Source organism: Sneathiella sp. HT1-7 (assembly GCF_020731145.1).
GTDB lineage: Bacteria > Pseudomonadota > Alphaproteobacteria > Sneathiellales > Sneathiellaceae > Sneathiella.
The window spans coordinates 71,477-92,548 of sequence record NZ_JAJFZN010000006.1 but is presented as its reverse complement, the minus strand read 5'-3'; the positions used below and the strand labels follow the sequence as shown (position 1 = coordinate 92,548).

28 protein-coding genes are annotated in these 21,072 nt (G+C 51.1%); 15 read left to right on the top strand and 13 right to left on the bottom strand.

Annotated elements, in window-relative coordinates:
* Position 1 precedes the first annotated feature (1 nt).
* The 6 genes from LKE13_RS17880 to LKE13_RS17855 form a co-directional block, all read right to left on the bottom strand.
* Positions 2–355, bottom strand: coding sequence for a hypothetical protein (locus LKE13_RS17880; protein WP_227953088.1), 354 nt, complete (start codon positions 353–355; stop codon positions 2–4).
* A gap of 21 nt (positions 356–376) precedes the next feature.
* A complete protein-coding gene (locus LKE13_RS17875; RefSeq protein WP_227953086.1) occupies positions 377–718 on the bottom strand; it encodes a tRNA-binding protein in 342 nt (113 codons plus the stop codon).
* 52 nt (positions 719–770) lie between these two features.
* On the bottom strand, positions 771–1,256 hold the full coding sequence (locus tag LKE13_RS17870) for a hypothetical protein (RefSeq protein WP_227953084.1): 486 nt from the start codon (positions 1,254–1,256) through the stop codon (positions 771–773).
* Between the two features lie 81 nt (positions 1,257–1,337).
* Positions 1,338–2,150, bottom strand: coding sequence for a pyrroline-5-carboxylate reductase (gene proC, locus LKE13_RS17865; RefSeq protein WP_227953082.1), 813 nt, complete (start codon positions 2,148–2,150; stop codon positions 1,338–1,340).
* A 2-nt stretch (positions 2,151–2,152) separates the two neighbouring features.
* The gene (locus LKE13_RS17860) at positions 2,153–2,659 is read right to left on the bottom strand and encodes a YbjN domain-containing protein (RefSeq protein ID WP_227953080.1); all 507 of its coding nucleotides are present in this window, start codon (positions 2,657–2,659) and stop codon (positions 2,153–2,155) included.
* A gap of 227 nt (positions 2,660–2,886) precedes the next feature.
* Positions 2,887–3,201: an accessory factor UbiK family protein gene (locus LKE13_RS17855; RefSeq protein ID WP_227953078.1), complete on the bottom strand. Its 315-nt coding sequence runs from the start codon at positions 3,199–3,201 to the stop codon at positions 2,887–2,889.
* 112 nt (positions 3,202–3,313) lie between these two features.
* Between LKE13_RS17855 and lgt the strand changes: the two genes are divergently transcribed.
* From lgt to LKE13_RS17790, 13 genes are all read left to right on the top strand, one after another.
* Positions 3,314–4,123: a prolipoprotein diacylglyceryl transferase gene (gene lgt, locus LKE13_RS17850; RefSeq protein ID WP_227953076.1), complete on the top strand. Its 810-nt coding sequence runs from the start codon at positions 3,314–3,316 to the stop codon at positions 4,121–4,123.
* Entirely contained in the window at positions 4,120–5,184 is a 1,065-nt protein-coding gene (locus LKE13_RS17845; protein WP_227953074.1) for a class I SAM-dependent methyltransferase, read from the top strand. Before lgt ends, LKE13_RS17845 begins: the two co-directional genes overlap by 4 nt.
* A gap of 1 nt (position 5,185) precedes the next feature.
* The gene (gene pgeF, locus LKE13_RS17840) at positions 5,186–5,950 is read left to right on the top strand and encodes a peptidoglycan editing factor PgeF (protein WP_227953072.1); all 765 of its coding nucleotides are present in this window, start codon (positions 5,186–5,188) and stop codon (positions 5,948–5,950) included.
* 108 nt (positions 5,951–6,058) lie between these two features.
* Positions 6,059–6,880 carry a hypothetical protein gene (locus LKE13_RS17835; protein WP_227953070.1) on the top strand — a complete coding sequence of 274 codons (822 nt, stop codon included), beginning with the start codon at positions 6,059–6,061 and terminating at the stop codon, positions 6,878–6,880.
* Positions 6,881–7,038: 158 nt separating this feature from the next.
* Positions 7,039–7,974 carry a ribose-phosphate pyrophosphokinase gene (locus LKE13_RS17830; RefSeq protein ID WP_227953068.1) on the top strand — a complete coding sequence of 312 codons (936 nt, stop codon included), beginning with the start codon at positions 7,039–7,041 and terminating at the stop codon, positions 7,972–7,974.
* A 96-nt stretch (positions 7,975–8,070) separates the two neighbouring features.
* The gene (locus tag LKE13_RS17825; RefSeq protein ID WP_227953066.1) at positions 8,071–8,730 is read left to right on the top strand and encodes a 50S ribosomal protein L25/general stress protein Ctc; all 660 of its coding nucleotides are present in this window, start codon (positions 8,071–8,073) and stop codon (positions 8,728–8,730) included.
* Between the two features lie 13 nt (positions 8,731–8,743).
* The gene (gene pth, locus LKE13_RS17820; RefSeq protein WP_227953064.1) at positions 8,744–9,349 is read left to right on the top strand and encodes an aminoacyl-tRNA hydrolase; all 606 of its coding nucleotides are present in this window, start codon (positions 8,744–8,746) and stop codon (positions 9,347–9,349) included.
* Between the two features lie 2 nt (positions 9,350–9,351).
* Positions 9,352–10,449, top strand: a complete 1,098-nt coding sequence (ychF, locus tag LKE13_RS17815; RefSeq protein WP_227953062.1) for a redox-regulated ATPase YchF — start codon at positions 9,352–9,354, stop codon at positions 10,447–10,449.
* Between the two features lie 70 nt (positions 10,450–10,519).
* Positions 10,520–10,987, top strand: a complete 468-nt coding sequence (locus tag LKE13_RS17810) for a MaoC family dehydratase (protein WP_227953060.1) — start codon at positions 10,520–10,522, stop codon at positions 10,985–10,987.
* On the top strand, positions 10,984–11,433 hold the full coding sequence (locus tag LKE13_RS17805) for a MaoC family dehydratase (protein WP_227953058.1): 450 nt from the start codon (positions 10,984–10,986) through the stop codon (positions 11,431–11,433). The genes LKE13_RS17810 and LKE13_RS17805 overlap by 4 nt, the downstream gene beginning before the upstream one ends.
* Positions 11,434–11,541: 108 nt before the next feature.
* Positions 11,542–12,513: an SPFH domain-containing protein gene (locus LKE13_RS17800; protein WP_227953056.1), complete on the top strand. Its 972-nt coding sequence runs from the start codon at positions 11,542–11,544 to the stop codon at positions 12,511–12,513.
* Positions 12,514–12,518: 5 nt separating this feature from the next.
* Positions 12,519–12,986, top strand: a complete 468-nt coding sequence (locus tag LKE13_RS17795; protein WP_227953055.1) for an NfeD family protein — start codon at positions 12,519–12,521, stop codon at positions 12,984–12,986.
* A gap of 11 nt (positions 12,987–12,997) precedes the next feature.
* A complete protein-coding gene (locus tag LKE13_RS17790) occupies positions 12,998–13,654 on the top strand; it encodes a dienelactone hydrolase family protein (protein WP_227953053.1) in 657 nt (218 codons plus the stop codon).
* On the opposite strand, the gene LKE13_RS17785 is transcribed toward LKE13_RS17790, so the two are convergent.
* The 7 genes from LKE13_RS17785 to petA all read right to left on the bottom strand — a co-directional run bounded on the left by LKE13_RS17785 (position 13,655) and on the right by petA (position 19,336).
* A complete protein-coding gene (locus tag LKE13_RS17785) occupies positions 13,655–14,515 on the bottom strand; it encodes a VOC family protein (protein WP_227953051.1) in 861 nt (286 codons plus the stop codon). It abuts the gene before it with no gap.
* 41 nt (positions 14,516–14,556) lie between these two features.
* Positions 14,557–15,180, bottom strand: a complete 624-nt coding sequence (locus LKE13_RS17780) for a LysE family translocator (RefSeq protein ID WP_227953049.1) — start codon at positions 15,178–15,180, stop codon at positions 14,557–14,559.
* Between the two features lie 91 nt (positions 15,181–15,271).
* Complete coding sequence (locus tag LKE13_RS17775) at positions 15,272–15,799, bottom strand: adenine phosphoribosyltransferase (RefSeq protein WP_227953047.1); 528 nt, start codon at positions 15,797–15,799, stop codon at positions 15,272–15,274.
* 12 nt (positions 15,800–15,811) lie between these two features.
* Positions 15,812–16,693: an S-methyl-5'-thioadenosine phosphorylase gene (locus tag LKE13_RS17770; RefSeq protein ID WP_227953045.1), complete on the bottom strand. Its 882-nt coding sequence runs from the start codon at positions 16,691–16,693 to the stop codon at positions 15,812–15,814.
* 105 nt (positions 16,694–16,798) lie between these two features.
* A complete protein-coding gene (locus tag LKE13_RS17765; protein ID WP_227953043.1) occupies positions 16,799–17,566 on the bottom strand; it encodes a cytochrome c1 in 768 nt (255 codons plus the stop codon).
* The gene (locus LKE13_RS17760; RefSeq protein ID WP_227953041.1) at positions 17,559–18,797 is read right to left on the bottom strand and encodes a cytochrome b; all 1,239 of its coding nucleotides are present in this window, start codon (positions 18,795–18,797) and stop codon (positions 17,559–17,561) included. The genes LKE13_RS17765 and LKE13_RS17760 overlap by 8 nt, the downstream gene beginning before the upstream one ends.
* Positions 18,798–18,808: 11 nt before the next feature.
* On the bottom strand, positions 18,809–19,336 hold the full coding sequence (gene petA / locus LKE13_RS17755; RefSeq protein ID WP_227953039.1) for a ubiquinol-cytochrome c reductase iron-sulfur subunit: 528 nt from the start codon (positions 19,334–19,336) through the stop codon (positions 18,809–18,811).
* A gap of 148 nt (positions 19,337–19,484) precedes the next feature.
* On the opposite strand from petA, the gene LKE13_RS17750 reads away from it, so the two are divergent.
* The gene (locus LKE13_RS17750; RefSeq protein ID WP_227953176.1) at positions 19,485–19,961 is read left to right on the top strand and encodes a tRNA (cytidine(34)-2'-O)-methyltransferase; all 477 of its coding nucleotides are present in this window, start codon (positions 19,485–19,487) and stop codon (positions 19,959–19,961) included.
* Positions 19,962–19,965: 4 nt separating this feature from the next.
* Complete coding sequence (gene hemF, locus LKE13_RS17745; protein ID WP_227953037.1) at positions 19,966–20,817, top strand: oxygen-dependent coproporphyrinogen oxidase; 852 nt, start codon at positions 19,966–19,968, stop codon at positions 20,815–20,817.
* The last annotated feature ends 255 nt before the right edge of the window (positions 20,818–21,072 follow it).

Below are 21,072 nucleotides of genomic sequence, written 5' to 3'. Positions count from 1 at the left end.
ATTATTTACCAAACGGGGCAAATGCCTGCTGAATTTCACTGACAGCCTTCTGGTCAGTGACCGGCACTTTTGCAAACGCGGTATTAGCAAGAGCGAGAACCGGCGGAATGGTCGCCATGGCCAACTGCGGTGTTTTTGCCGCCTTGGCCATCATAAAAACTTCATTGACTTCGCTATTCAGGCTTTGCGTCAGACTGGCGACATCTGAATCCCGGGTTTTGAACACGGAAAAAGCCTGACTTGCCTTTTCGCAGGCATCATTTATCTGCTGGGTTTGTTTCTGAAACAGCGACGTAAGGTCCGGCGGCACAGGCATATCATTATCATTGTTGTCATCATTGGCATCGGCCATCATTCTACTCTCCTCCTTTTCAGATTAGTGAAGGCGGCCACCTATCGGCACATCATGATCCGGTCTCGCAAGGGAGATATTCCCCTCCGCATCGCTGAAGCCCAGCACCAAGACTTCTGACATAAACGGTCCGATCTGCCGTGGTGGAAAATTCACTATTGCCATCACGCGCCGCCCCACAAGCTCTTCCGGCTTATAAAGTACTGTAATTTGAGCAGAACTTTTGCGAATGCCAAAATCACCCCCAAAATCTATCTTCAGCTTGTAGGCGGGTTTGCGGGCTTCGGGAAACTCAACCGCTTCCACCACCATTCCAACGCGAATATCCACCTTCAAAAAATCATCAAATGTAATTTGTTCTGTCATATCTTTCGCATCTCCTTAGTTTCGAAGATGCTATTGCAAAATGATACGAAAATCATCCGCCAGAAGAAAATTTCTCCGCAACCTGCTCAATCGTGGCCAGCGATTGCTCCATTGATTTGTTAATGGCGTCAAAAGACTTGCTGGTCGACGCCGTTAGCGTGTCCGCCGCCTTGCTCAGGTTGTCGACGGTAAGGTTCAAGTTATCGATCTCCGACTGGATATCAGGGGTTGCCCCCTCACCTGCTTTTGCCGTTCCGACTGAGCTGTTGAGTGACGTCTGCAAATTGCCAACCGTCTGCTGCAAAGTCGAGCGCTGCGCAGCAACGATATCTTGCAGGCCTTTCGACGCGGCCTGTACCGCCGCCGTCATCTTCTGCATATTATCATTCTGCATTGTTGTGATAGCGCTGAGATCGGGAATCATCAGCCCGCCTGCAACGATCGGCGCGCCGCCACTACTGGACGCGGCACTCCCATCGTCACTTGTAGACGCCGATGTTGTGTTCGTAGGTGTCTTCGGGTCAGTTTTATCACTCATTACTCTATCCTCACCATGAGCATAAAGAGTATATAGATATTTTTGCACACCTTTAAAGAGAATATCGTAGAGTTTATTTACTTAACCCAGTTCTTTGGATCTAGCAGTAGCGGCCGCGACAGTCTTTTCCATCAAAGGGCCAAGGCCATTCTTCTCGTTCATCAGCACATCAAGCCCTGCGGCGGTCGTACCGTTCGGGCTTGTGACGTTTTTTCGAAGCTGTGCTGCTGTCTCCTCAGATTGACGGGCAAGGGCCCCTGCCCCGGCAACGGTTTCCTGCGCAAGCTGCACGGCCAGGTCTTCAGGCAATCCGGCTTTTAAACCGGCAGCTGTCATCGCTTCAATCATATAAAAAACATAGGCGGGGCCTGAGCCGGACAACCCGGTTACCGCATCCATAAAACCTTCTTCTTCAATCCAGGCAACTGATCCAATAGCCAACATAAGGCGGTCACAATAATCCTTCTGACCGGAAGAAACATGTCCATTGGGACAGCAGACAATCATTCCCTGATGAATGGCGGCGGGGGTATTAGGCATCGCCCGAACAATGGCGGAGGCCTTACCAAACGCCGTTTCGAACGTTTCAATTCTCGTGCCCGCAGCAATCGAAATAACAAGGCTTCCCTTCTCAGCAAAAGCCCGAAACATCGGCAGGACATCACCAATAACCTGCGGCTTGACGGCGAGGACAATCACATCCGGTTGAAAATCACTTGGGATTTCAGATGCGGAACTTAGGCCCAGACAACCCAGCTTCAGGGCAACGTCAAGGTTATCAGAATTGGGATCGATGACAACAATATTGGCCGGATCGATATCATGATCGATCCAACCACCGAGCATTGCCTGCCCCATCTTGCCGCAACCGACAAGCAGCAGGGAAAGGTTCATTCCTATGCCTCACCCATCGTTTCAAACATAGCCGCCTCAATAGCGTCTTCAGGGGTTTTACCACCCCAGAGGCAAAATTGAATTGCCGGATAGAATTTTTCGAGTTCACTCATACCGATCTCGACTAACGTCTGGATCTGTTCATTGGTGACAACGCAGGCGCCGCTCAGCAACAGTGAATGACGGAACAGGATCATTCCTTCTTCCCGCCAAGTGTCAAAATGACCAACCGGCATGCGCTCGTTGACACGCGCCAGCAACTCATAAACGGAGCCATACTGCCGTTCCGGAATCTTAACGTCATATGCACAAGAAAAATGTAGGGCCCGAAGATCAGACCGCCAGGAAAACCAGAGATGATATTGGCACCAACTCCCTTCAACACCGACAGTGAGCTCATTGTTACCCTGACGATCAAACGACCAGTCGTTATCGGCAATAATGCTCTCTATAAGATCGAGGGGGTTGGATTCTTCGAGTTCTTCGCGCGTGAGGTACAAGGACGTCATGGAGGCATTCCTTTCAGAACCATCCCGTCGGCTGGCGCTCTGCTACTGACCTCAACGCTCAGCCGGTAAGGAAATCTACTACAGGCCATATATGGTGCTACAATTTTCGCAACACCATAAATCTAGCGTAATCCGCCTTGAGTTGCGGCGCAACAAAGAATATGGCCCATAGCTATATTTCTTGTGGATAAATATGCGTCAGTCGCAAACTCTTGTTGCCAGGGTATCTATTTTTTCGGGGTGGTAGATTTAGCCTTCGCCGGAGCCGCCTTGCGCGGTCGTGGCGTTTTGGAGAGAGCCTCGATTTTTTCTTCCAACACAGTAAGACGTTCTTTCAGCGCATCATTTTCCTCCCGCGCGAGAGTTGCCATAGCCTTGACGGCATCAAACTCTTCCCGCGGGACAAGATCCATCTCGCTGATAAAGCGCTCCAACCGCTGATGAAAAAGATTTTCCCACTCCGTTTTCACACCCTGCGCCGTCCCGAGGGCGCCTGTGGCAAGGCGGGCCAGATCATCAAAAAGCCGTGAGTTTGTCTGCATCGCGTTGGGTCCTCAAAATTTCCCGTTCATAATGGCGACAGCGGCAAGCGAAAGCAACCTCTTTGCCCTGATTTGCTTGCGATTATTTTCAAGAGCTTTATATAGTACCCCGATGATATTATCGACCCTTTTCACGGCGATCGCGTTTCCAGAAATCGACCCCGTCATTTTTCAGATTGGGCCCTTTGCCATACGCTGGTATGCCCTCGCCTATGTTGCTGGACTGATCATTGGCTGGCGCCTAATGATGCGGCTTGCCGGATCGGAAAGCTCGAACATCTCCGCAAAGCAGGTTGATGAGTTCCTGATCTGGGCAACGCTTGGCGTCATTCTTGGCGGACGTCTCGGCTATGTCCTGTTCTATAAGCCAGACCATTATCTGAGCAATCCCTCGGAAATATTCATGGTTTGGCAAGGTGGTATGTCCTTCCATGGAGGCTTCCTCGGCGTTGTAATTGCAACAATCCTCTATTGCCGTTTTCAGAAGATTGTCATTCTGGAGTTCGGCGATTTATTGGCAACGGTTGTACCGGTCGGGCTCTTCTTTGGGCGGATCGCCAATTTTATCAATGGCGAGCTTTACGGGAGAGCAACGGACGTTCCCTGGGGCGTGCTTTTCCCGGGTGGGGGCGACTTACCCCGACACCCAAGCCAACTCTATGAAGCACTTCTCGAAGGCGCTGTGCTGTTTGTGATCCTGCTCATTTTCCGAAAAACCCGCTTTGCAGAGAAGCCAGGGTTCATAATGGGCCTCTTTTTTGCGGGATATGCCGTCGCCCGCGTCATTGTCGAGTTTTTCCGTGAACCGGATGCTTATCTCGGATTTCTCGCCGGCGGTTTGACAATGGGTCAGCTTCTCTCCCTGCCGATGCTGATAGTCGGCCTTTATTTCATGTTCCGTCCCACCCGTAAGACCGCATGAATGAACTTGGCAAGATCCTGGCGGCAGAGATAGAGAAGAACGGCCCGATTTCACTATATAAATTTATGAAAGCCTCGCTTGGACATCCGGAGTATGGGTATTATTCCCGGCAAGAGCCCTTCGGCGAACAGGGTGATTTTATCACCGCGCCGGAAATCAGCCAGATGTTTGGCGAACTTATTGGGCTATGGGCGGTTGATGTCTGGTTCAAACTGGGCAGTCCGTCAAAATTCCATTTGATTGAACTTGGTCCGGGCAACGGCACTTTAATGACAGATGCCTTAAGGGGCGCCCGTGTCGCGCCAGAATTTTTGGCGGCGGCACAAATTCACCTTGTTGAAAACAGTCCTCGTTTAAAAGCCAAGCAAGCAACTGCTCTGGTCGGTTACGACATTTCCTGGCATGATGCCCTCCCTGACATTGATGGCGCGCCGGTTATTCTGATTGCCAACGAATTTTTTGATGCCCTTCCTATCCATCAATACTGTTATAGAGAGAGTGAATGGTATGAGCGCCTAGTGACAACGACCGAGAGCGAATTCGTCTTTACCTTGGCGCCGGAACCAACCTCCTTTGATCAAATACCGGCTGGCGCAGATGATGATATTTTCGAGACCTGCCCGGACGGAGAGGAAATCATTAGCCGGATCAGCGAACTTCTTTTCGTAAACAACGGCGCCGCGCTGATTATCGATTATGGTGCATCTGATACTCTGCTTGGCGATAGCTTTCAGGCGGTAAAGGGCCATGGACATGTTGACCCCTTAAACGATCCCGGAGAATCCGATCTAACCGCCCATGTTAAATTTGCGACACACAAGAATATCGCGTCTGCCCGTGACATTTCCGTTCAAGGTCCGACGTCGCAGGGACGTTTTCTGGAACGTCTCGGTATAGAGGCACGCCATCACATGCTTAGCCAGAAGGCAAATGAGACGCAAAAGAAAAAGCTCGACGCGCAGCTTCGCCGATTAACAAGCACTTCCGAAATGGGAACCCTTTTCAAAGTCATGGCTTTATCTCATAATATGCCCACCGCCACGGAAGGGTTCGGGAGTTAGGATGCTGAAAAGTCGTATATTTGAAAGTGATGCCCTTGCACATGGCTTCTTTACGCGTGATGGCGGTGTGTCAGATGGACTTTACAGGGGCCTCAATTGCGGACCCGGCTCAAAAGATGATCCGGCATGCGTAACAGAAAACCGATCTCGTGCCATGGCCATGATCGGACAATCGGCCGATGCTCTTCGGACTGTTTACCAGATCCACAGCACCGAGGTTCTTGTTCTTAATGATACGAAGCGCTTGGACCCGCGGCCAAAGGCGGATGCCATGGTAACAACTGTTCCAGGAATAGCGCTCGGTATTCTGACGGCTGATTGCGTTCCGGTCTTGTTTGCGGATGTAGAAAACGGTGTGATTGGCGCAGCCCATTCCGGATGGAAAGGTGCTCTCGGCAATATCAGTGCCGGTGTCGTTGAGGAAATGACCAAACTCGGCGCTAGAAAGCAAAATATCAAAGCGGCCATCGGTCCGGCTATTGCCCAGAAATCATATGAAGTCGGCCCGGAATTCCCGACACCTTTTCTCAACCACGATCCCGCCGCAGAGAAATTCTTTATCCCCTCGGATAACCCAGATCGCTATATGTTCGATTTAACCGGTTATGTGAGGGAAGCACTTGAAAAGGCGGGGATCGGCGGCATTGATCATCTAGAGAATGACACATGCGCTGAAGAGGATCAGTTTTTCAGCTACCGACGTATGGTAAAAAGAGGGGAATCTGATTACGGTCGACAGCTGTCCGCTATCGCCCTTAACGGCTAACACACTTGTGAAAGAGGGGTAAAATGCCGTATATGGTCATCTTTATCGTGATTTGTCTTCTGGGAGTGCTTGCAACCTGTGCGATGTAGTTTTGTCATAAAGGCATTAATGGCGGTACTGGCTATCGCTCTCGTCAGCTGTCAGCCACTGGAACGCCCCTTTCAGCCGGAAGCCAAAGCTTCCTGGCGCGCCGCGCCTGGGCCCCGCGCAGCACTGTATGTGGAACCCTTAAAGGACGGTCCCGCAGGCCTTGAAAAGGCCATCGCCACAAAACTTCAGGGTCTTGGAATTGCAGCCTTCTCCGGCGCTGCTGCACCAAACCGCTATTACGTGCGAGGCAATATTATTGACAAGGATGGCGGGCGCTATCTCAATTGGGCAATTTTCGACCCACAGAACCGCGATACAGGACTCTACGCACTCGAAAAACTCAACGGCGCAGAAAGCCCTGCAGAAATATCCCCGGAAACGATCGAGGCTCTGGCTGTCAAATCCGCCAGCGATATCGATAAACTGCTTGGTGGCGATGGCATAAATTTCGCGGTAATTAATAAACCCATTATTTTCGTTCCTATTGTCGAAGGTGCCCCAGGTGATGGCTCGGAGAGTCTCGCTGCGGCTATTCAGGATGAGCTGGTTCGACTAGGTCTTGATGTTTTGCCAACCGAAGCGGGCGCGAATTTTATTGTCCGCGGACATGCAGAAATTACGCCGCCGAAACTTGAAACCCAGGTGATTGAACTCGTCTGGAGTTTGGAACGCCGGAATGGCGAACAAGTCGGTGAGATCAGGCAACGCAACAGAATCAGGTCTGGCTCGCTAAACGGTGCATGGGGCAATGTTGCCCGCCTGGCGGCTCGCGGAGGCGCCGGCGGCGTCTATGATCTTCTGAAAAAAAGTGAGCCGGACTATTTTAAGTCAAAATCTTGATGTTATTTTACAATTTCCATTAAAAAAGGGCGTTAATGCGTTTACAGGGCTTGAGTGCCTTGGTAAGTTCCGCCCGCCAACGCCAACTCGTTCATTTTCGCGCGAGGGGCAGTGTGTTTTAACTGGAAAAACCCTCTACTGACTAAAGGAACGTTCCTATGAAAGTGCTTTCGGGAAATGGCAACCGACCGTTGGCGGAAGCCATCACCAACTATCTCAAACTTCCTTTGACAGATGCGGATGTCCGTCGCTTCTCGGACATGGAGGTTTTCGTTGAAATTCACGAAAATGTGCGCGGCGAGGACCTTTTCGTTGTCCAGCCAACCTCATTTCCCGCAAATGACCATTTGATGGAACTTCTGGTTTGCATTGATGCGCTGAAACGATCATCGGCATCAAGAATCACGGCGGTTCTTCCGTATTTCGGGTATGCCCGTCAGGATCGGAAACCGGGGCCCAGAACACCCATCTCCGCAAAACTGGTCGCGAACCTTATTACCACCGCAGGTGCGGACCGGGTTTTGACCATGGATCTTCATGCTGGACAGATCCAGGGATTTTTCGATATCCCCACCGACAATCTGTTCTCCGCCCCGGTTATTGTTCCCGATATTGAGGCGCATTACGGTAAGGGCGGCGACATTACTATTGTCTCCCCCGACGTAGGCGGCGTTGTCCGCGCCCGTGCCTACGCCAAAAGACTTGACGCCGACCTTGCAATCGTGGATAAGCGCCGGGAAAAAGCCGGTGTTTCAGAAGTGATGAATATTATCGGTGACGTCAAGGATCAGCGTTGCATCTTGGTCGATGATATCGTGGATAGCGCCGGTACATTATGTAATGCCGCCAAAGCTTTGATGGACAAAGGTGCGAAAAGTGTTTCGGGCTACGTGACTCACGGAGTGCTGTCAGGGGGCGCGATTGCGCGTATTAATGACTCTGCGCTCGACGAGATGGTTACAACCGATAGCATCATGGCAACGGACGCATTCCGTGCCTCTAGCAAGATGCGACAAATTTCAGTCGCTCCGCTGATTGGCGAGGCGATGTATAGAATTTCGAAGGAAACCTCGGTTTCCAGCCTGTTCGACTAATCGCACAGGCAATAGGCGGCGCGGGCACCCCTGGAGGCACGCGCCATTTTGGCACCGGGTTCGTCCCGGTGTTGCTCGTTACTTAGGAGATATACAATGAGCGAAAATGCAGTATTAATTGCAGAAACGCGTGACCGGGTCGGAAAGGGGACCTCCCGTGCATTGCGTCGTGACGGCCGGACTCCCGCCGTCATCTATGGTGACAAAAAAGACCCCATTTCCATTTCACTGGAAACCAAAGAGCTTGTGAAAACCGTCAATCAAGGCGCTTTCCTGTCAACGGTCTTCACAGTTGAAGTTGGATCGACCAAGCACAACGTACTGCCCCGTGACATGCAGTTGCACCCGATTAATGATTTGCCGGTACATGTGGACTTCCTCCGCGTTTCTGCTAAATCACAGATTGCGGTTATGGTTGCCGTTCACTTCCTCAATGAAGAAGAATGTGTTGGCCTGAAACGCGGCGGTATGCTGAATGTTGTCCGTCATGAAGTTGAAATGATGGTCCCCGCCGGCAATATCCCGGAATCGCTTGAAATCGACCTCCTGAACTTTGACATTGGGGATAGTGTTCATATTTCTGAGGTAGCCCTGCCTGAAGGTGCACAGCCGACGATTACGGATCGCGACTTTACGATTGCAACAATTGCGGCACCGACCGTCGAGCCAGATCCTGAAGATGAGGAAGCAGCACAAAGCGCAGAAGGCGCTGACGCCGAGGATACAGGCGCAGAAGCTGAAGAATCCGAAGACTAATCGGGATGGAAAGATGATTTTGCTGGTTGGCCTTGGAAATCCCGGCAAGGGGTATGCAGGCAACCGGCATAATTTTGGATATATGGCGGTGGATGAAATTATCCGCCGCCATTCCTTTATGCCGGAACGCGTTCGATTTCAGGGGCTCGTCGCTGAGGGAAATGTCGGCGGAACGAAAGTTCTTGCGCTAAAGCCTACTACTTACATGAACCTGTCCGGGCAATCCGTTGGCGAAGCGGCCCGGTTTTACAAAATACCTATCGGCAATATCATTGTCCTCCATGATGAGCTGGATTTACCACTCGGCAAGGTGCGTGTGAAGACAGGCGGTGGGCATGGCGGAAATAATGGAGTCCGATCCATCATCGATCATATCGGCGCAGATTTTTGCCGGATCCGACTAGGCGTTGGCCATCCGGGAGAAAAACACCTTGTTTCCGGGCATGTTCTGAAAGATTTTGCAAAAGCAGAAATGTCTATGGTCGAAAATATCGTCGACAGCGTGGCCCGTCATGCTGAGCTTATCGTTGCTGGAGACGCCTCAAGTTTTATGAATAAAATTGCCATCGACATTGCACCGCCGAAAAAAGATCGTGCGGTTAAGAAAGAAGGAAACTGAGTATGGGGTTTAAATGTGGAATTGTTGGTCTTCCCAATGTCGGCAAGTCAACTCTGTTCAACGCCCTGACGGAAACAGCGCAGGCAGCGGCAGAAAACTACCCTTTCTGCACGATCGAACCGAACTTGGGTCAGGTTCCCGTCCCTGACGAACGAATGATAAAGCTAACAGAGCTTGCCCATTCGAAGGAACTCATCCCGACACAGCTGACATTTGTTGACATTGCTGGCCTCGTGCGCGGCGCAGCAAGCGGTGAAGGTCTCGGAAACAAGTTCCTCGCGCATATCCGCGAGGTAGACGCCATTATTCAGGTTGTCCGCTGTTTCGACGACGACGATATCACCCATGTGGATGGCAAAATCGATCCGCTTTCGGATATAGAGACGATTGAGACCGAACTGATGCTGGCGGATCTCGAAAGCCTTGAAAAACGAACCGAAGCGCTGGTCAAGAAAATCCGTGGCGGTGACAAGGACGCCAAGAAGCAGTCGGAGCTGATAGACCGCGCCCTTGTGGCATTGCGCGACGGTAAGCCCGCCCGCATGGTCGATCTCGCCGATGATGAAATAAAACCTTTCCGCAATTTGCAACTCCTGACCCAAAAGCCGGTTCTCTATGTTTGCAATGTCAATGAAGGAAACGCCGCGACTGGCAATGCCTATTCGGATAAGGTCGTAGAAAAGGCATCTGCTGAACATGCGGGAACTGTTGTAATTTCAGCGGCCATTGAAGCGGAAGTCGCGCAGCTTGATGCGGAAGAACGCGCCGAATTTCTCTCCGATCTCGGGCTGAGTGAAACCGGGCTTGGCCGTATTATTCGCGCAGGTTATGACTTACTCGACCTGATTACCTATTTCACGGTTGGCCCGAAGGAATGTCGTGCATGGACCGTTACCAAAGGCACGAAAGCGCCGCAAGCGGCAGGTGTCATTCACACAGATTTTGAAAAAGGCTTTATTCGGGCCGAAACAATCGCTTATTCTGCCTATGTAGAGCATGGCGGCGAAGCCGGCGCGAAGGATGCCGGTCTCATGCGACTAGAGGGGAAGGAATATGTCGTCGAGGATGGTGACGTTCTGCATTTCAGGTTTGCCAACTGAGGCCCTGCCCCAAACCTTGAAGAAGCAATAAATGCGTGAGTGATCGCAACAAGATCAAAAGGTGAAGAAAATGCGCTATTGGGAAGATTTTACCGTCGGAATGGTGATGGAATTCGGCGGATATGAAGTAACGGAAGAAGAAGTGATTGAATTCGCGACCGCGTTCGATCCGCAGCCTTTCCATATCGACAAAGACGCCGCAAAAGAGCATTTCTTCGGCGGCATTATTGCAAGCGGCTGGCACACAGGCTCGATGTGCATGAAAATGATGGTCGATAATTACCTGATTGATTCAGCCTCCATGGGCTCACCCGGGATTGAACAGCTTCGCTGGAAACAGCCTGTGCGCCCCGGTGAAGTCCTTCATGTAAAGGCGGAAGTCCTTGATCGCAGTTTGCCAAAAAGCCGCCCTGAACTCGGCTTCGTTAAATTTTCTCATACAGTCCTTAACCAGAAGGACGAGGTCAAAATGACCATGATTTCAAGCGGTATGTTCCTCCGTTGCCCAGAGAATTCTGAAACGGAGGCCTCACGATGAACAAGATATATTTCGAGGATATCGCCGTCGGAGATAAAACGACCTCTGAAAGCAGGATCGTCACGAAAAAGGAAATTCTTGATTTCGCACGCAAATATGATCCGCAGTCCTTTCATATTGACGAAGAAGCCGCGAAGAAGAGCATCTACGGAGGCCTGATTGCATCTGGATGGCATACGGCATCGACCCTGATGCGGCTCCTCGTCGATAGCATGACAAATAGTCGCGCGGGCCTGGGCTCTCCAGGGTTTGATGATCTGCGCTGGATCCTGCCGGTTCGGCCCGACGATAGTTTGCGGTATGAATCAACCGTTATAGAGACCAGAAAGTCCTCATCCCGGCCCGACATGGGAATTGTGCGCGCTGAAATAAATCTCTTTAATCAGAAGAACGAAATTGTTCTCAGCATGAAATCCATCGGCATGGTAAAAACCCGCCCCGAATAACGCTGTCCAAATTTCAAAATCCGTTGGATTTTTAACTTAGGTCTAACGACTTTACATTATATAGTCCGACAAGCCTGTTATTTATCCAGCAATTCTAGGGGTAGTGAAATGGATTTTTTCTTGTCTGGCTTCGCGATTTTCGTCGTCGTCCTAGTCATTTTTGCAATTGTCATTGTCTTTATGGGCGTGACGATTGTTCCACAAGGATATCAATTTACAATCGAGCGCTTCGGCAGATATACGCGTAGCCTGCACCCTGGCCTTGGTCTGATCGTACCATTCATTGATCGTATCGGCGGTAGGATCAACATGATGGAACAGGTGTTGGATATTCCAACACAGGAAGTCATCAGCCGTGATAATGCCATGGTACAGGTCGATGGCGTTCTTTTCTTTCAGGTTCTCGATGCCGCCAAATCCGCATATGAGGTGCGAGACCTGGAACGGGCCATTCAAAATCTCGCACAGACGAACCTTCGTACTGTTCTTGGCTCCATGGACCTTGACGAAGCGCTTAGCCAGCGCGATGCCATCAATGTCCGCTTGTTGACCGTGATTGATCAGGCGTCCACCCCCTGGGGTTTGAAAGTAACCCGTGTCGAAATCAAGGATATCACCCCCCCTCTCGATCTTGTTGAGGCAATGGGCAGGCAGATGAAAGCGGAACGGTTAAAACGGGCGGTCATTCTGGAAGCGGAGGGTGTTCGGCAATCTGAAATCCTGAAAGCAGAAGGCGAAAAGAAATCTATGATTCTGGAGGCAGAAGGTCGCCGCGAAGCCGCTTTCCGCGATGCGGAAGCGCGCGAACGTGCCGCCGAAGCCGAAGCCAAGGCGACCCACGATGTATCTGAGGCCATTGCGGCGGGCGATATTCAGTCTATCAACTATTTTATCGCCCAGAAATATACCGAAGCGATGAAGGAAATCGGCATGGCCCGTAATTCGAAGGTTGTCCTCATGCCGATGGAGGCGAGTGCTCTCGTCGGATCACTTGCTGGTATCGGATCTATCGCCAAGGAAGTTTTTGGCAAAGATGAAGACAAGCGCCGGTCGAGCGGCTCTGTCCCAACGGTTGAGTGACGGTGATGCTTGATCAAATTATTACATGGTTCGCCAGCCTCGAATTCTGGTCATGGTGGATTCTCGGGCTTATCTTGGTGATCCTGGAAGTTTTCGCACCTAGTACCATCTTTCTCTGGCTCGGGATATCCGCTGGCATTGTGGGCGTTATCGCCTGGATAGCCCCCGACATGCGATGGGAATATCAATGGATATTATTTGCGGTCATCGCTATTGGCAGCATTGCTCTCTCGCGCCTGTTCCTGAAAAAGCACCCGGGCGTCGAAGACAACACAACCTTGAACCAGCGTGGTGTCCAGTATGTTGGTCGTCATTTTACACTGACGGAACCCATCATGAATGGCCGCGGTAAGATTCATGTGGACGATACCCAATGGGCTGTTGAAGGCCCAGATTTGGAGGCCGGCGCGGTCGTGAATGTTACTGGAGTGGATGGGACCTTACTCATCGTTGAACCTGTTGCAAAAAACTAGAAGAGGTAGTCATGGGAGAATTAATTGAGCTGACGGCAGAGGATGGTCACAAGCTTTCCGCTTACAAAGCCTTTCCCGTAGGCAAACCCAAAGGTGGTGTTGTCATCCTGCAGGAGATTTTCGGCGTCAACATCCATATCAAGGAAGTCTGCGACGGATACGCCCAGCAAGGTTATATCGCCATAGCCCCTGCCCTGTTTGACCGGGTTGACCCAAATATTACGCTTAACTACGAACAGACGGATATCCAAACGGGTCTTGGATATATGAAACAGATAGCCGCGGATGACGCGCTGAAAGATACGGATGCAGCTGCGAAAGAGTTAGCGGACGCAGGAGACATCACCGTAATCGGCTATTGCTGGGGCGGCAGCCTTGCCTATCTTGCAGCCTGTCGGCTTTCTTCCATCAGCAAGGCGGTTGGGTATTACGGTGGAATGATCCCTCAGAACCTAGGGGAAGAGCCGAAGGTACCGATTATATTGCACTTCGGCGATCAAGACGCCTCAATCCCGATGTCTGCTGTTGAAGAAGTCAAAGCGAAGCGGCCGGATATTCCTGTTTATATCTATTCCGCCGGGCATGGTTTTAATTGCGATCACCGCGGGAGCTATGATGCAGAGAGCGCCAAACTCGCGCTCGACCGCACCCTCGACTTCATGGCGTAATTAGCCAGTTGTAAATTCCAAGAGCAAGCCACAGGCATCCGCCGGATCAACCCGGAGGGTGCCATTCGCAATTTTTTGCGGCGCGCCCCCGTTTTCCTTAAGAAGTTTCTCTGTCTGTTCGAGATTTTCGACCGCGATTGTCATCGCAATCAAATGTGGAAGAGCCAGCATTTCATCTGAAATAGTCAAACCTGGGAACAAGAGGTCAATATCCCGATCGTTGACGAAAATCAGGCTACCGCGCCCAAAATGCACCGTGAGCGTATTATCCGTCAAGGTGACATTGATGGAGCCACACAGCCGCTGATAATAGGACGCGAGCACAGCGGGATCTTCCACCACTACAACAATTGAATTGATATATTTTGCACCGTTTGGATGCTCTAGCCAGTCAGGCTGGCGTACAAGTTCCGGCGTCATATGATGACAGATAAAGAGGTTTTTGGCTGTCAACCCCGCCGAAGACGTAAGCCGGATCAGCTTGAACTCTGGCAGGACATCTCCTTCAGGAAGCTCCAGCTTGCGCTTCAGCGCTAACAGCGCAGACGGCTCCAACCCATCGTCAACAAGAGATTGATGAGTGGCTTCGGGATCATCACTCGCAAGCGCGACACCAAGTAAACCTTCTCCTCGCTCGGCAAGGGCACTATCAAGGCCATTTGTCTCTAATGACGGGTCCACGATGCCGAGGAGTTCGATATAGTTCTCCTCGAACATAATGCAGTAATTTGCCGTTCCCCAACCAATGTGCGATCCGCGCGGCGTCGGCGTAAATCCCAGTTTTTCGTAAATAGATCGCGCATCTTCAAGATCTTCAACCCCGATCAGGGCATGATCAATTCCGGTTATATTATGTAGCATTCCCTACTCCGATTTTTATAGATGATCGGTTATTAGATAACTCACGCTGTGCGGCGGACAAACGCCGTCAGCATTCCTGCTCCAATCAGGAAACTCGCGCCGACGCGATTAATGATTTTCAAAACCCGCGGATTTTTGAACCTTTCCCTCAGATTTCCAATCAGGAACGCCCAGATTGCAACATTTATGGCCGCCAGCACAAGGAATGTCGCCTCTAAAATCACAAACTGCATAAAGACAGGCGCATTTACATTCACAAATTGCGGAACAAACGCGACAAAAAAGACAATGCTTTTCGGGTTAAGGGCGGTGACGATGTAGGAGGCACGAAACATTGCCGTCTTTGATTTTTCTTTTGGTGAATGAACGGAGCCCATGCCACCCTCGGCCCGCCAGAGCTTGATTCCGAGCCAAACCAGATAGATAGCGCCCAGAATTTTCAACACGGTGAAAAGCGTTGCTGAAGTAGCGAGGATGGCGCCCGCCCCTAACAATGAAGCCGTCATCGCCGTAAAATCACCGAGCGCGACACCCGGGACTGTCGCCCAAGCCGTACTCCTCCCCTGGCCAAGCGCATAGCTTATAACAATCATGACCGTGGGCCCTGGAATAGCAAGAAGGGCCGCGCTCGCAATAAAGAACGATATCCAGATTTCTAGTGACATACCCATATCCTCATCTCATGTCCTTTAATTAGCAAAGACATAGGCAGGAGAAAATGACAAGTCCCATATTACAATCTGGTGGCCGTCCGATTTAATCCCCTTCAAACTCACACAGCGTACGAACACTGACACCCATCGCAGCTATTTTTTTTGCGCCGCCGATATCTGGGAGATCAATCACAAAGGCGGCCCCGATAACGGTTCCGCCTGCATGACGGATGAGGTTGATGGCCGCAGCCGCTGTACCACCCGTCGCGATTAGATCATCAACGAGAAGAATATTCTCTCCTTCTTTTATGGCATCCTGATGAACTTCAACCGTGTCGGTCCCATACTCAAGATCATATTCTTCGCTATGCACTGGTCCGGGTAACTTCCCTTTTTTGCGAACGGGAATAAATCCAACACTAAGCTGATGGGCAATGGCTCCGCCAAGAACAAACCCCCGTGCTTCAATTCCCGCTACTTTGTCGATCCTGACACCGGCGTAAGGCCAGACCAACTGATCGACGACATGGCGAAAGCCACCTGCGTCTTGCCAGAGCGTTGTGATGTCGCGGAACAAGATCCCCTTTTTCGGGTAATCAGGAATGGTCCGAATAACAGATTTTATATCCATAATAACTCCTGGCTAAAGTACGCGGCCTGCTACCGCGTCCAGCTTTTCCATGATTTTGGGGTCGCGTGCGTCCGGCGCGGTGATAAGGGCATTATCAAGTGCATGATGGCATCCAATATCACAAGAAGACTGGCGGGCGCTTAACGTGGGCACCACTGACTTCACGAGATGCCGTGCGTTGTCTGCGTTTTTCATCAACACTTCTATAATCGTCGTTACCTCAACCGCGTCATGCTCCGGATGCCAGCAATCATAATCCGTTACCATTGCCACGGTCGCGTAACACATTTCCGCTTCACGAGCGAGTTTGGCTTCAGGCATATTTGTCATACCGATTACCTGACATCCCCAACTCCGGTACAACTCTGATTCGGCGAGACTGGAAAATTGTGGCCCTTCCATCGCGAGATAAGTACCGCCTCTATGCACAGGAATACCGGTTTCCTTCGCGGCAACTTCCAACGCATCTCCAAGGCGGGAACACACAGGATGTGCCATACTTATATGAGCGACTAAGCCTGTGCCGAAAAAACTTTCCTTACGGTCGATCGTCCGGTCAATGAATTGATCTACGATCACAAATGTGCCGGGCGCGAGTTCTTCTTCGAACGAACCGCAGGCACTCACCGAGATAATCTCCGTCACCCCGGCGCGCTTCAATGCATCGATATTCGCCCTGTAATTCACTTCAGCTGGCGGGATGCGATGTCCCCTCCCGTGGCGGGGCAGAAACACCATCTGAGTGCCATCGAGTGTCCCAAACAGCAATTCATCCGACGGTTCCCCAAACGAGCTCTCCACCGCTTTCCAGTGAGTGTCCGTCAGCCCGTCAAGCTCATACACCCCACTTCCACCGATCACACCGATAACCGGCCTATCGCTTGATGAACTCATTCCGTCCTCCCAAATTGTATCGGCCGAAATTTAGCCTTGAAATAGATGACATGCCATAAAAAAAGGGCGCTATAAAAAGCGCCCTTTTGATTTAACAATTATCTTTTAGTGAAGGTCTGACCAGACTTTACGTTTCACAGCGTAGAAGACAGCCGCGAGAATAAGCAGGAACAGGATTACCCGAAGACCAACACTTTTACGTTGCTCCAGTTTCGGTTCCGCCGCCCATGCCAGAAAGACAGTCACGTCTTTTGCCATCTGATCAACAGTTGCTGGTGTGCCATCCGAATATTCGACCGCATCCTCAGAAAGCGGAGGCGGCATGGCAATCTGGTGGCCCGCAAAGTACGCGTTGTAGTTCATCCCCTCAGCGAGGTTGAAATCAGCAGGCGCATCGCCATAGCCGGTCAAAAGTGAATACAGATAGTTATCACCATTCGGACGAGCCTTGCTCATCAGAGAAAGATCCGGAGGATAGGCACCGCCGTTAGACGCACGTGCCGCCTGTTCGTTCGGGAAAGGAGCCGGGAATTTATCTGATGGCTTGCCCGGCCGATCAAACATTTCACCTTCGCCGTCAGGACCGTCAACATATTCAGATTCAGCCGCAATCGCCTTGATTTCCTCTTCACTGAAACCGAGGTCGGAAAGTGTGCGGAAGGCCACCAGACCAAGGCCATGACAACCGGCGCAAACTTCACGATACACTTGAAGGCCCCGCTGAGCAGCGGCACGATCATATGTTCCGAAAATCCCGCCATGCTTCCATGCAACGGATTTCATTTCCACCGCATCTCCGGCAGCATGGGCTGTGCCCAAGCTGCTGAAAGAAACAAGAGCCGCAATCCCCAGAGACGTCAATAATTTACGCATTGGCCGCCTCCTCGCTCGCGGGCTTCTTCGACAAAACATCCTCCGATATACTCGCCGGAAGCGGTTTTGGCTTTTCAAACAAGCCGACCAGCGGCAACAGGATCAATATATGCACGAAATAGTAAACCGTAGCAATCCGACCCCAGATAATGTAGGCCCCTTCCGCCGGCTTGCCACCGATATAGGTAAGCAGAATACAATCCAGAACAAACACCCAGAAAAGCTGCTTATAGATTGGGCGGAAACGCGCCGAACGGATCCGACTCTTATCTAGCCAAGGAAGCGCAAACAAAACTGCAATCGCACCAAACATCAGCAGAACGCCGCCGAGCTTGTCCGGTACCGCACGCAGGATCGCATAGAATGGCAGGAAGTACCATTCAGGCACGATATGCGCCGGGGTAACCAGCGGGTTGGCCGGGATATAGTTGTCCGGATGCCCCATATAGTTCGGAGCATAAAACAGGAAGGCCGAGAAGAAAATCAGGAAGATCGCCAATCCATACAGGTCCTTGACGGTGTAGTAAGGATGGAAAGGAATGCTGTCCTGCTTGTCTTTTAGTTCCACACCTGTCGGATTGTTGGACCCGTTGGTATGCAGCGCCCAGATGTGCAGAATAACGATTCCGACAATCACGAACGGCAGCAGATAATGCAGGCTGAAGAACCGGTTCAGCGTTGGATTATCAACCGCAAAACCACCCCAGAGCCATGTGACGATACTGTCACCGACAACTGGAATAGCACCGAACAAGTTAGTGATAACCGTCGCGCCCCAGAAGCTCATCTGGCCCCATGGAAGCACATAGCCCATAAAGGCGGTTGCCATCATCAACAGGAAGATTACCAGCCCAAGCCACCACAGAAGCTCCCGCGGAGCCTTGTAGGAGCCGTAGTACATACCCCGGAAGATATGTAGGTAAACGACGATGAAGAACATTGAGGCGCCGTTGGCATGCATATACCGGAGCAACCAGCCATAATTCACATCGCGCATGATATGTTCAACGCTGGTAAAGGCCATGTCGACATGCGGCGTGTAATGCATCGCGAGTACAATACCAGTAACAATCTGCACGACCAGCATAACGCCAGCCAGAGAGCCGAATGTCCACCAGTAGCTTAGATTCTTTGGCGTCGGGTACTCATAGAGGGCATGATGAAGCATCCCCGTGATCGGCAAGCGATCCTCTACCCATTTGACGACAGGATTTTTTGGTTCAAAAGACATCTTGGGGCCCCCTACCCGATCTTGATATTATTATCGTCTAGGAACTCGTAAGGCGGAATGACCAGATTTAATGGTGCCGGCCCCTTACGGATACGTCCTGACGTATCATAATGCGATCCATGACAGGGACAGAACCATCCCCCGTAATCACCCTGCCCTTTAAGCGGGACGCAACCCAGATGGGTGCAGATACCGACCATAATCAGCCATTCAGGTTTGATCACCCGATCAGCATCAGGTTGCGGATCAGGTAAATCCGCAAGATCAACATCTTCCGCTCTCTCGATGTCCTCTTCCGTCCGATGCCTTACGAAAACCGGCTTGCCCTGCCATACGACAGTGACCTCAGATCCGGTTTCAATGCCTTCAAGGTCAACTTCGGTCGTTGACAGCGCAAGAACATCCGCAGATGGGTTCATTTGCGAGATAAAGGGCCAGATGGCCGCTGCCGTCCCCACGGCGCCAAGGCCGCCCGCAGCAATATAAAGAAAATCACGGCGCTTTACGCCGTTTTCTTCCTCAGGGGTGGTTGTCGTCATTTACTTTCCCCAAAGCCTAAAAAAATAATTTACCGCGCCCGCTTTTTGTCATCATAATGCCCACATGTCCAGTCCGAACGTGACGAATGCGACAATAAAGCGCGCAATTTTCCTGTATTTGTTACAACACTCCCATTACAACAGCAAGATGCGACTTGCACTTTACCAACCAGATATAGCCCCTAATGTCGGAACTATGCTCAGATTGGGCGCCTGTCTAAGCGTTCCGGTCGACATAATTGAGCCTTGCGGCTTTCCTTTCGGCGCGAAGGACCTCAAAAGAGCCGTAATGGACTATGCCGACGCGGCAGATGTCACACGTCATGTTTCCTGGCAGGAATTCATGAAGCGTAAAAGTGATAAACGGCTCGTTTTACTGACAACAAAGGCTGATATCGCTTATACGGATTTTACATTCACAGAATCGGATATTCTTCTTTTAGGCCGAGAGAGCGCGGGCGTACCTGAAGAAATCCATGACGCCGCGGATCATCGCGTACTGATCCCTATGGCCGAGGGGATGCGGTCGATCAATATCGCGCTTTCCGCCGCCATGGTACTCGGGGAAGCACTGCGGCAAACGGCCAGCTTTCCAAACCCTCAACTTCTTTCGACAATACGGTAGATTCATGACAGATAACTCAACAGGGTCACAAGAAAACCAAGTAGTAAACTGGTTCCGGACATTACGCGATCAGATACGCGAGAGTTTCGAGACACTGGAACAGGAGCTAACCGGGCAACTCAGTGATCGGGAGCCGGGACGTTTCGAGGTTACGAAATGGGATCGGCCCGGCGGCGGTGGCGGCGAGATGTCCGTGATGAAGGGTCGCGTGTTTGAAAAGGTAGGCGTCAATATTTCAACTGTCCATGGTCAATTCTCGGAAGAATTCCGGAAATCCATTCCGGGAACCGACACCGATGGCACTTTCTGGGCAAGCGGAATCTCCCTTGTTGCCCATATGCAGTCTCCCCTCGTCCCGGCAGTGCATATGAACACCCGTCATATCGTGACCGCTAATCGCTGGTTTGGCGGTGGGGCTGATCTAACCCCCATGTATCCGGATACGCAAGACACAAGCGATTTTCATGCTGCGTTGAAAACGGCCTGTGATCGTCATGATCCGGACTATTATCCAAGATTCAAGAAATGGTGTGACGAATATTTCTTTCTGCCCCATCGCGATGAACCACGCGGCGTGGGCGGCATTTTCTATGATCGCCTGGAGACCGACTGGAAGAACGATTTTGCCTTTACACAGGATATTGGTAGAGCATTTCGCGATATCTACCCGGAAATCATCCGTCGCCATATGAACAAAGAATGGACGGCAGAGCAACGTGAACATCAGCTCATCCGCCGCGGACGCTATGTCGAATTCAACCTCTTATATGATAGGGGAACGACGTTTGGCCTAAAAACAGGGGGCAATACGGAAGCTATTCTGATGTCCCTACCCCCTGAAGTGAAGTGGCCCTAGCAAAACCAGAACACAACCAATTGTGTTAGGCTGTGACGTCGCGCACACCTCTTTCGCTTGGGGAATACACATAGACTATGTAATATACTCCTTGTGATCGCGACTTTAAGAGGAGTGGGACGATGGTCAGATACAGATATAGCATCTTGGTTTTGTTAGCAGACGCACTGAGAAATTTACGTGCACATATGGCAAGCTCAACAATGGGTGTGAAACCTTGTCACGGCTGTGACTGTCTCTAAGTCGGAAACCTCT

Coding starts and splice junctions, on each gene's coding strand:
- LKE13_RS17770 (WP_227953045.1), bottom strand. CDS start 16,693: ATGAGTTCATCAAGCGATAGGCCGGTTATCGGTGTGATCGGTGGAAGT.
- proC (WP_227953082.1), bottom strand. CDS start 2,150: ATGAACCTTTCCCTGCTGCTTGTCGGTTGCGGCAAGATGGGGCAGGCA.
- LKE13_RS17775 (WP_227953047.1), bottom strand. CDS start 15,799: ATGGATATAAAATCTGTTATTCGGACCATTCCTGATTACCCGAAAAAG.
- LKE13_RS17875 (WP_227953086.1), bottom strand. CDS start 718: ATGACAGAACAAATTACATTTGATGATTTTTTGAAGGTGGATATTCGC.
- ychF (WP_227953062.1), top strand. CDS start 9,352: ATGGGGTTTAAATGTGGAATTGTTGGTCTTCCCAATGTCGGCAAGTCA.
- lgt (WP_227953076.1), top strand. CDS start 3,314: ATGATATTATCGACCCTTTTCACGGCGATCGCGTTTCCAGAAATCGAC.
- LKE13_RS17765 (WP_227953043.1), bottom strand. CDS start 17,566: ATGCGTAAATTATTGACGTCTCTGGGGATTGCGGCTCTTGTTTCTTTC.
- LKE13_RS17780 (WP_227953049.1), bottom strand. CDS start 15,180: ATGTCACTAGAAATCTGGATATCGTTCTTTATTGCGAGCGCGGCCCTT.
- LKE13_RS17880 (WP_227953088.1), bottom strand. CDS start 355: ATGATGGCCGATGCCAATGATGACAACAATGATAATGATATGCCTGTG.
- LKE13_RS17810 (WP_227953060.1), top strand. CDS start 10,520: ATGCGCTATTGGGAAGATTTTACCGTCGGAATGGTGATGGAATTCGGC.
- LKE13_RS17750 (WP_227953176.1), top strand. CDS start 19,485: ATGCGACTTGCACTTTACCAACCAGATATAGCCCCTAATGTCGGAACT.
- pth (WP_227953064.1), top strand. CDS start 8,744: ATGATTTTGCTGGTTGGCCTTGGAAATCCCGGCAAGGGGTATGCAGGC.
- LKE13_RS17870 (WP_227953084.1), bottom strand. CDS start 1,256: ATGAGTGATAAAACTGACCCGAAGACACCTACGAACACAACATCGGCG.
- hemF (WP_227953037.1), top strand. CDS start 19,966: ATGACAGATAACTCAACAGGGTCACAAGAAAACCAAGTAGTAAACTGG.
- LKE13_RS17805 (WP_227953058.1), top strand. CDS start 10,984: ATGAACAAGATATATTTCGAGGATATCGCCGTCGGAGATAAAACGACC.
- petA (WP_227953039.1), bottom strand. CDS start 19,336: ATGACGACAACCACCCCTGAGGAAGAAAACGGCGTAAAGCGCCGTGAT.
- LKE13_RS17795 (WP_227953055.1), top strand. CDS start 12,519: ATGCTTGATCAAATTATTACATGGTTCGCCAGCCTCGAATTCTGGTCA.
- LKE13_RS17825 (WP_227953066.1), top strand. CDS start 8,071: ATGAGCGAAAATGCAGTATTAATTGCAGAAACGCGTGACCGGGTCGGA.
- pgeF (WP_227953072.1), top strand. CDS start 5,186: ATGCTGAAAAGTCGTATATTTGAAAGTGATGCCCTTGCACATGGCTTC.
- LKE13_RS17830 (WP_227953068.1), top strand. CDS start 7,039: ATGAAAGTGCTTTCGGGAAATGGCAACCGACCGTTGGCGGAAGCCATC.
- LKE13_RS17860 (WP_227953080.1), bottom strand. CDS start 2,659: ATGACGTCCTTGTACCTCACGCGCGAAGAACTCGAAGAATCCAACCCC.
- LKE13_RS17800 (WP_227953056.1), top strand. CDS start 11,542: ATGGATTTTTTCTTGTCTGGCTTCGCGATTTTCGTCGTCGTCCTAGTC.
- LKE13_RS17855 (WP_227953078.1), bottom strand. CDS start 3,201: ATGCAGACAAACTCACGGCTTTTTGATGATCTGGCCCGCCTTGCCACA.
- LKE13_RS17760 (WP_227953041.1), bottom strand. CDS start 18,797: ATGTCTTTTGAACCAAAAAATCCTGTCGTCAAATGGGTAGAGGATCGC.
- LKE13_RS17785 (WP_227953051.1), bottom strand. CDS start 14,515: ATGCTACATAATATAACCGGAATTGATCATGCCCTGATCGGGGTTGAA.
- LKE13_RS17790 (WP_227953053.1), top strand. CDS start 12,998: ATGGGAGAATTAATTGAGCTGACGGCAGAGGATGGTCACAAGCTTTCC.
- LKE13_RS17845 (WP_227953074.1), top strand. CDS start 4,120: ATGAATGAACTTGGCAAGATCCTGGCGGCAGAGATAGAGAAGAACGGC.
- LKE13_RS17835 (WP_227953070.1), top strand. CDS start 6,059: ATGGCGGTACTGGCTATCGCTCTCGTCAGCTGTCAGCCACTGGAACGC.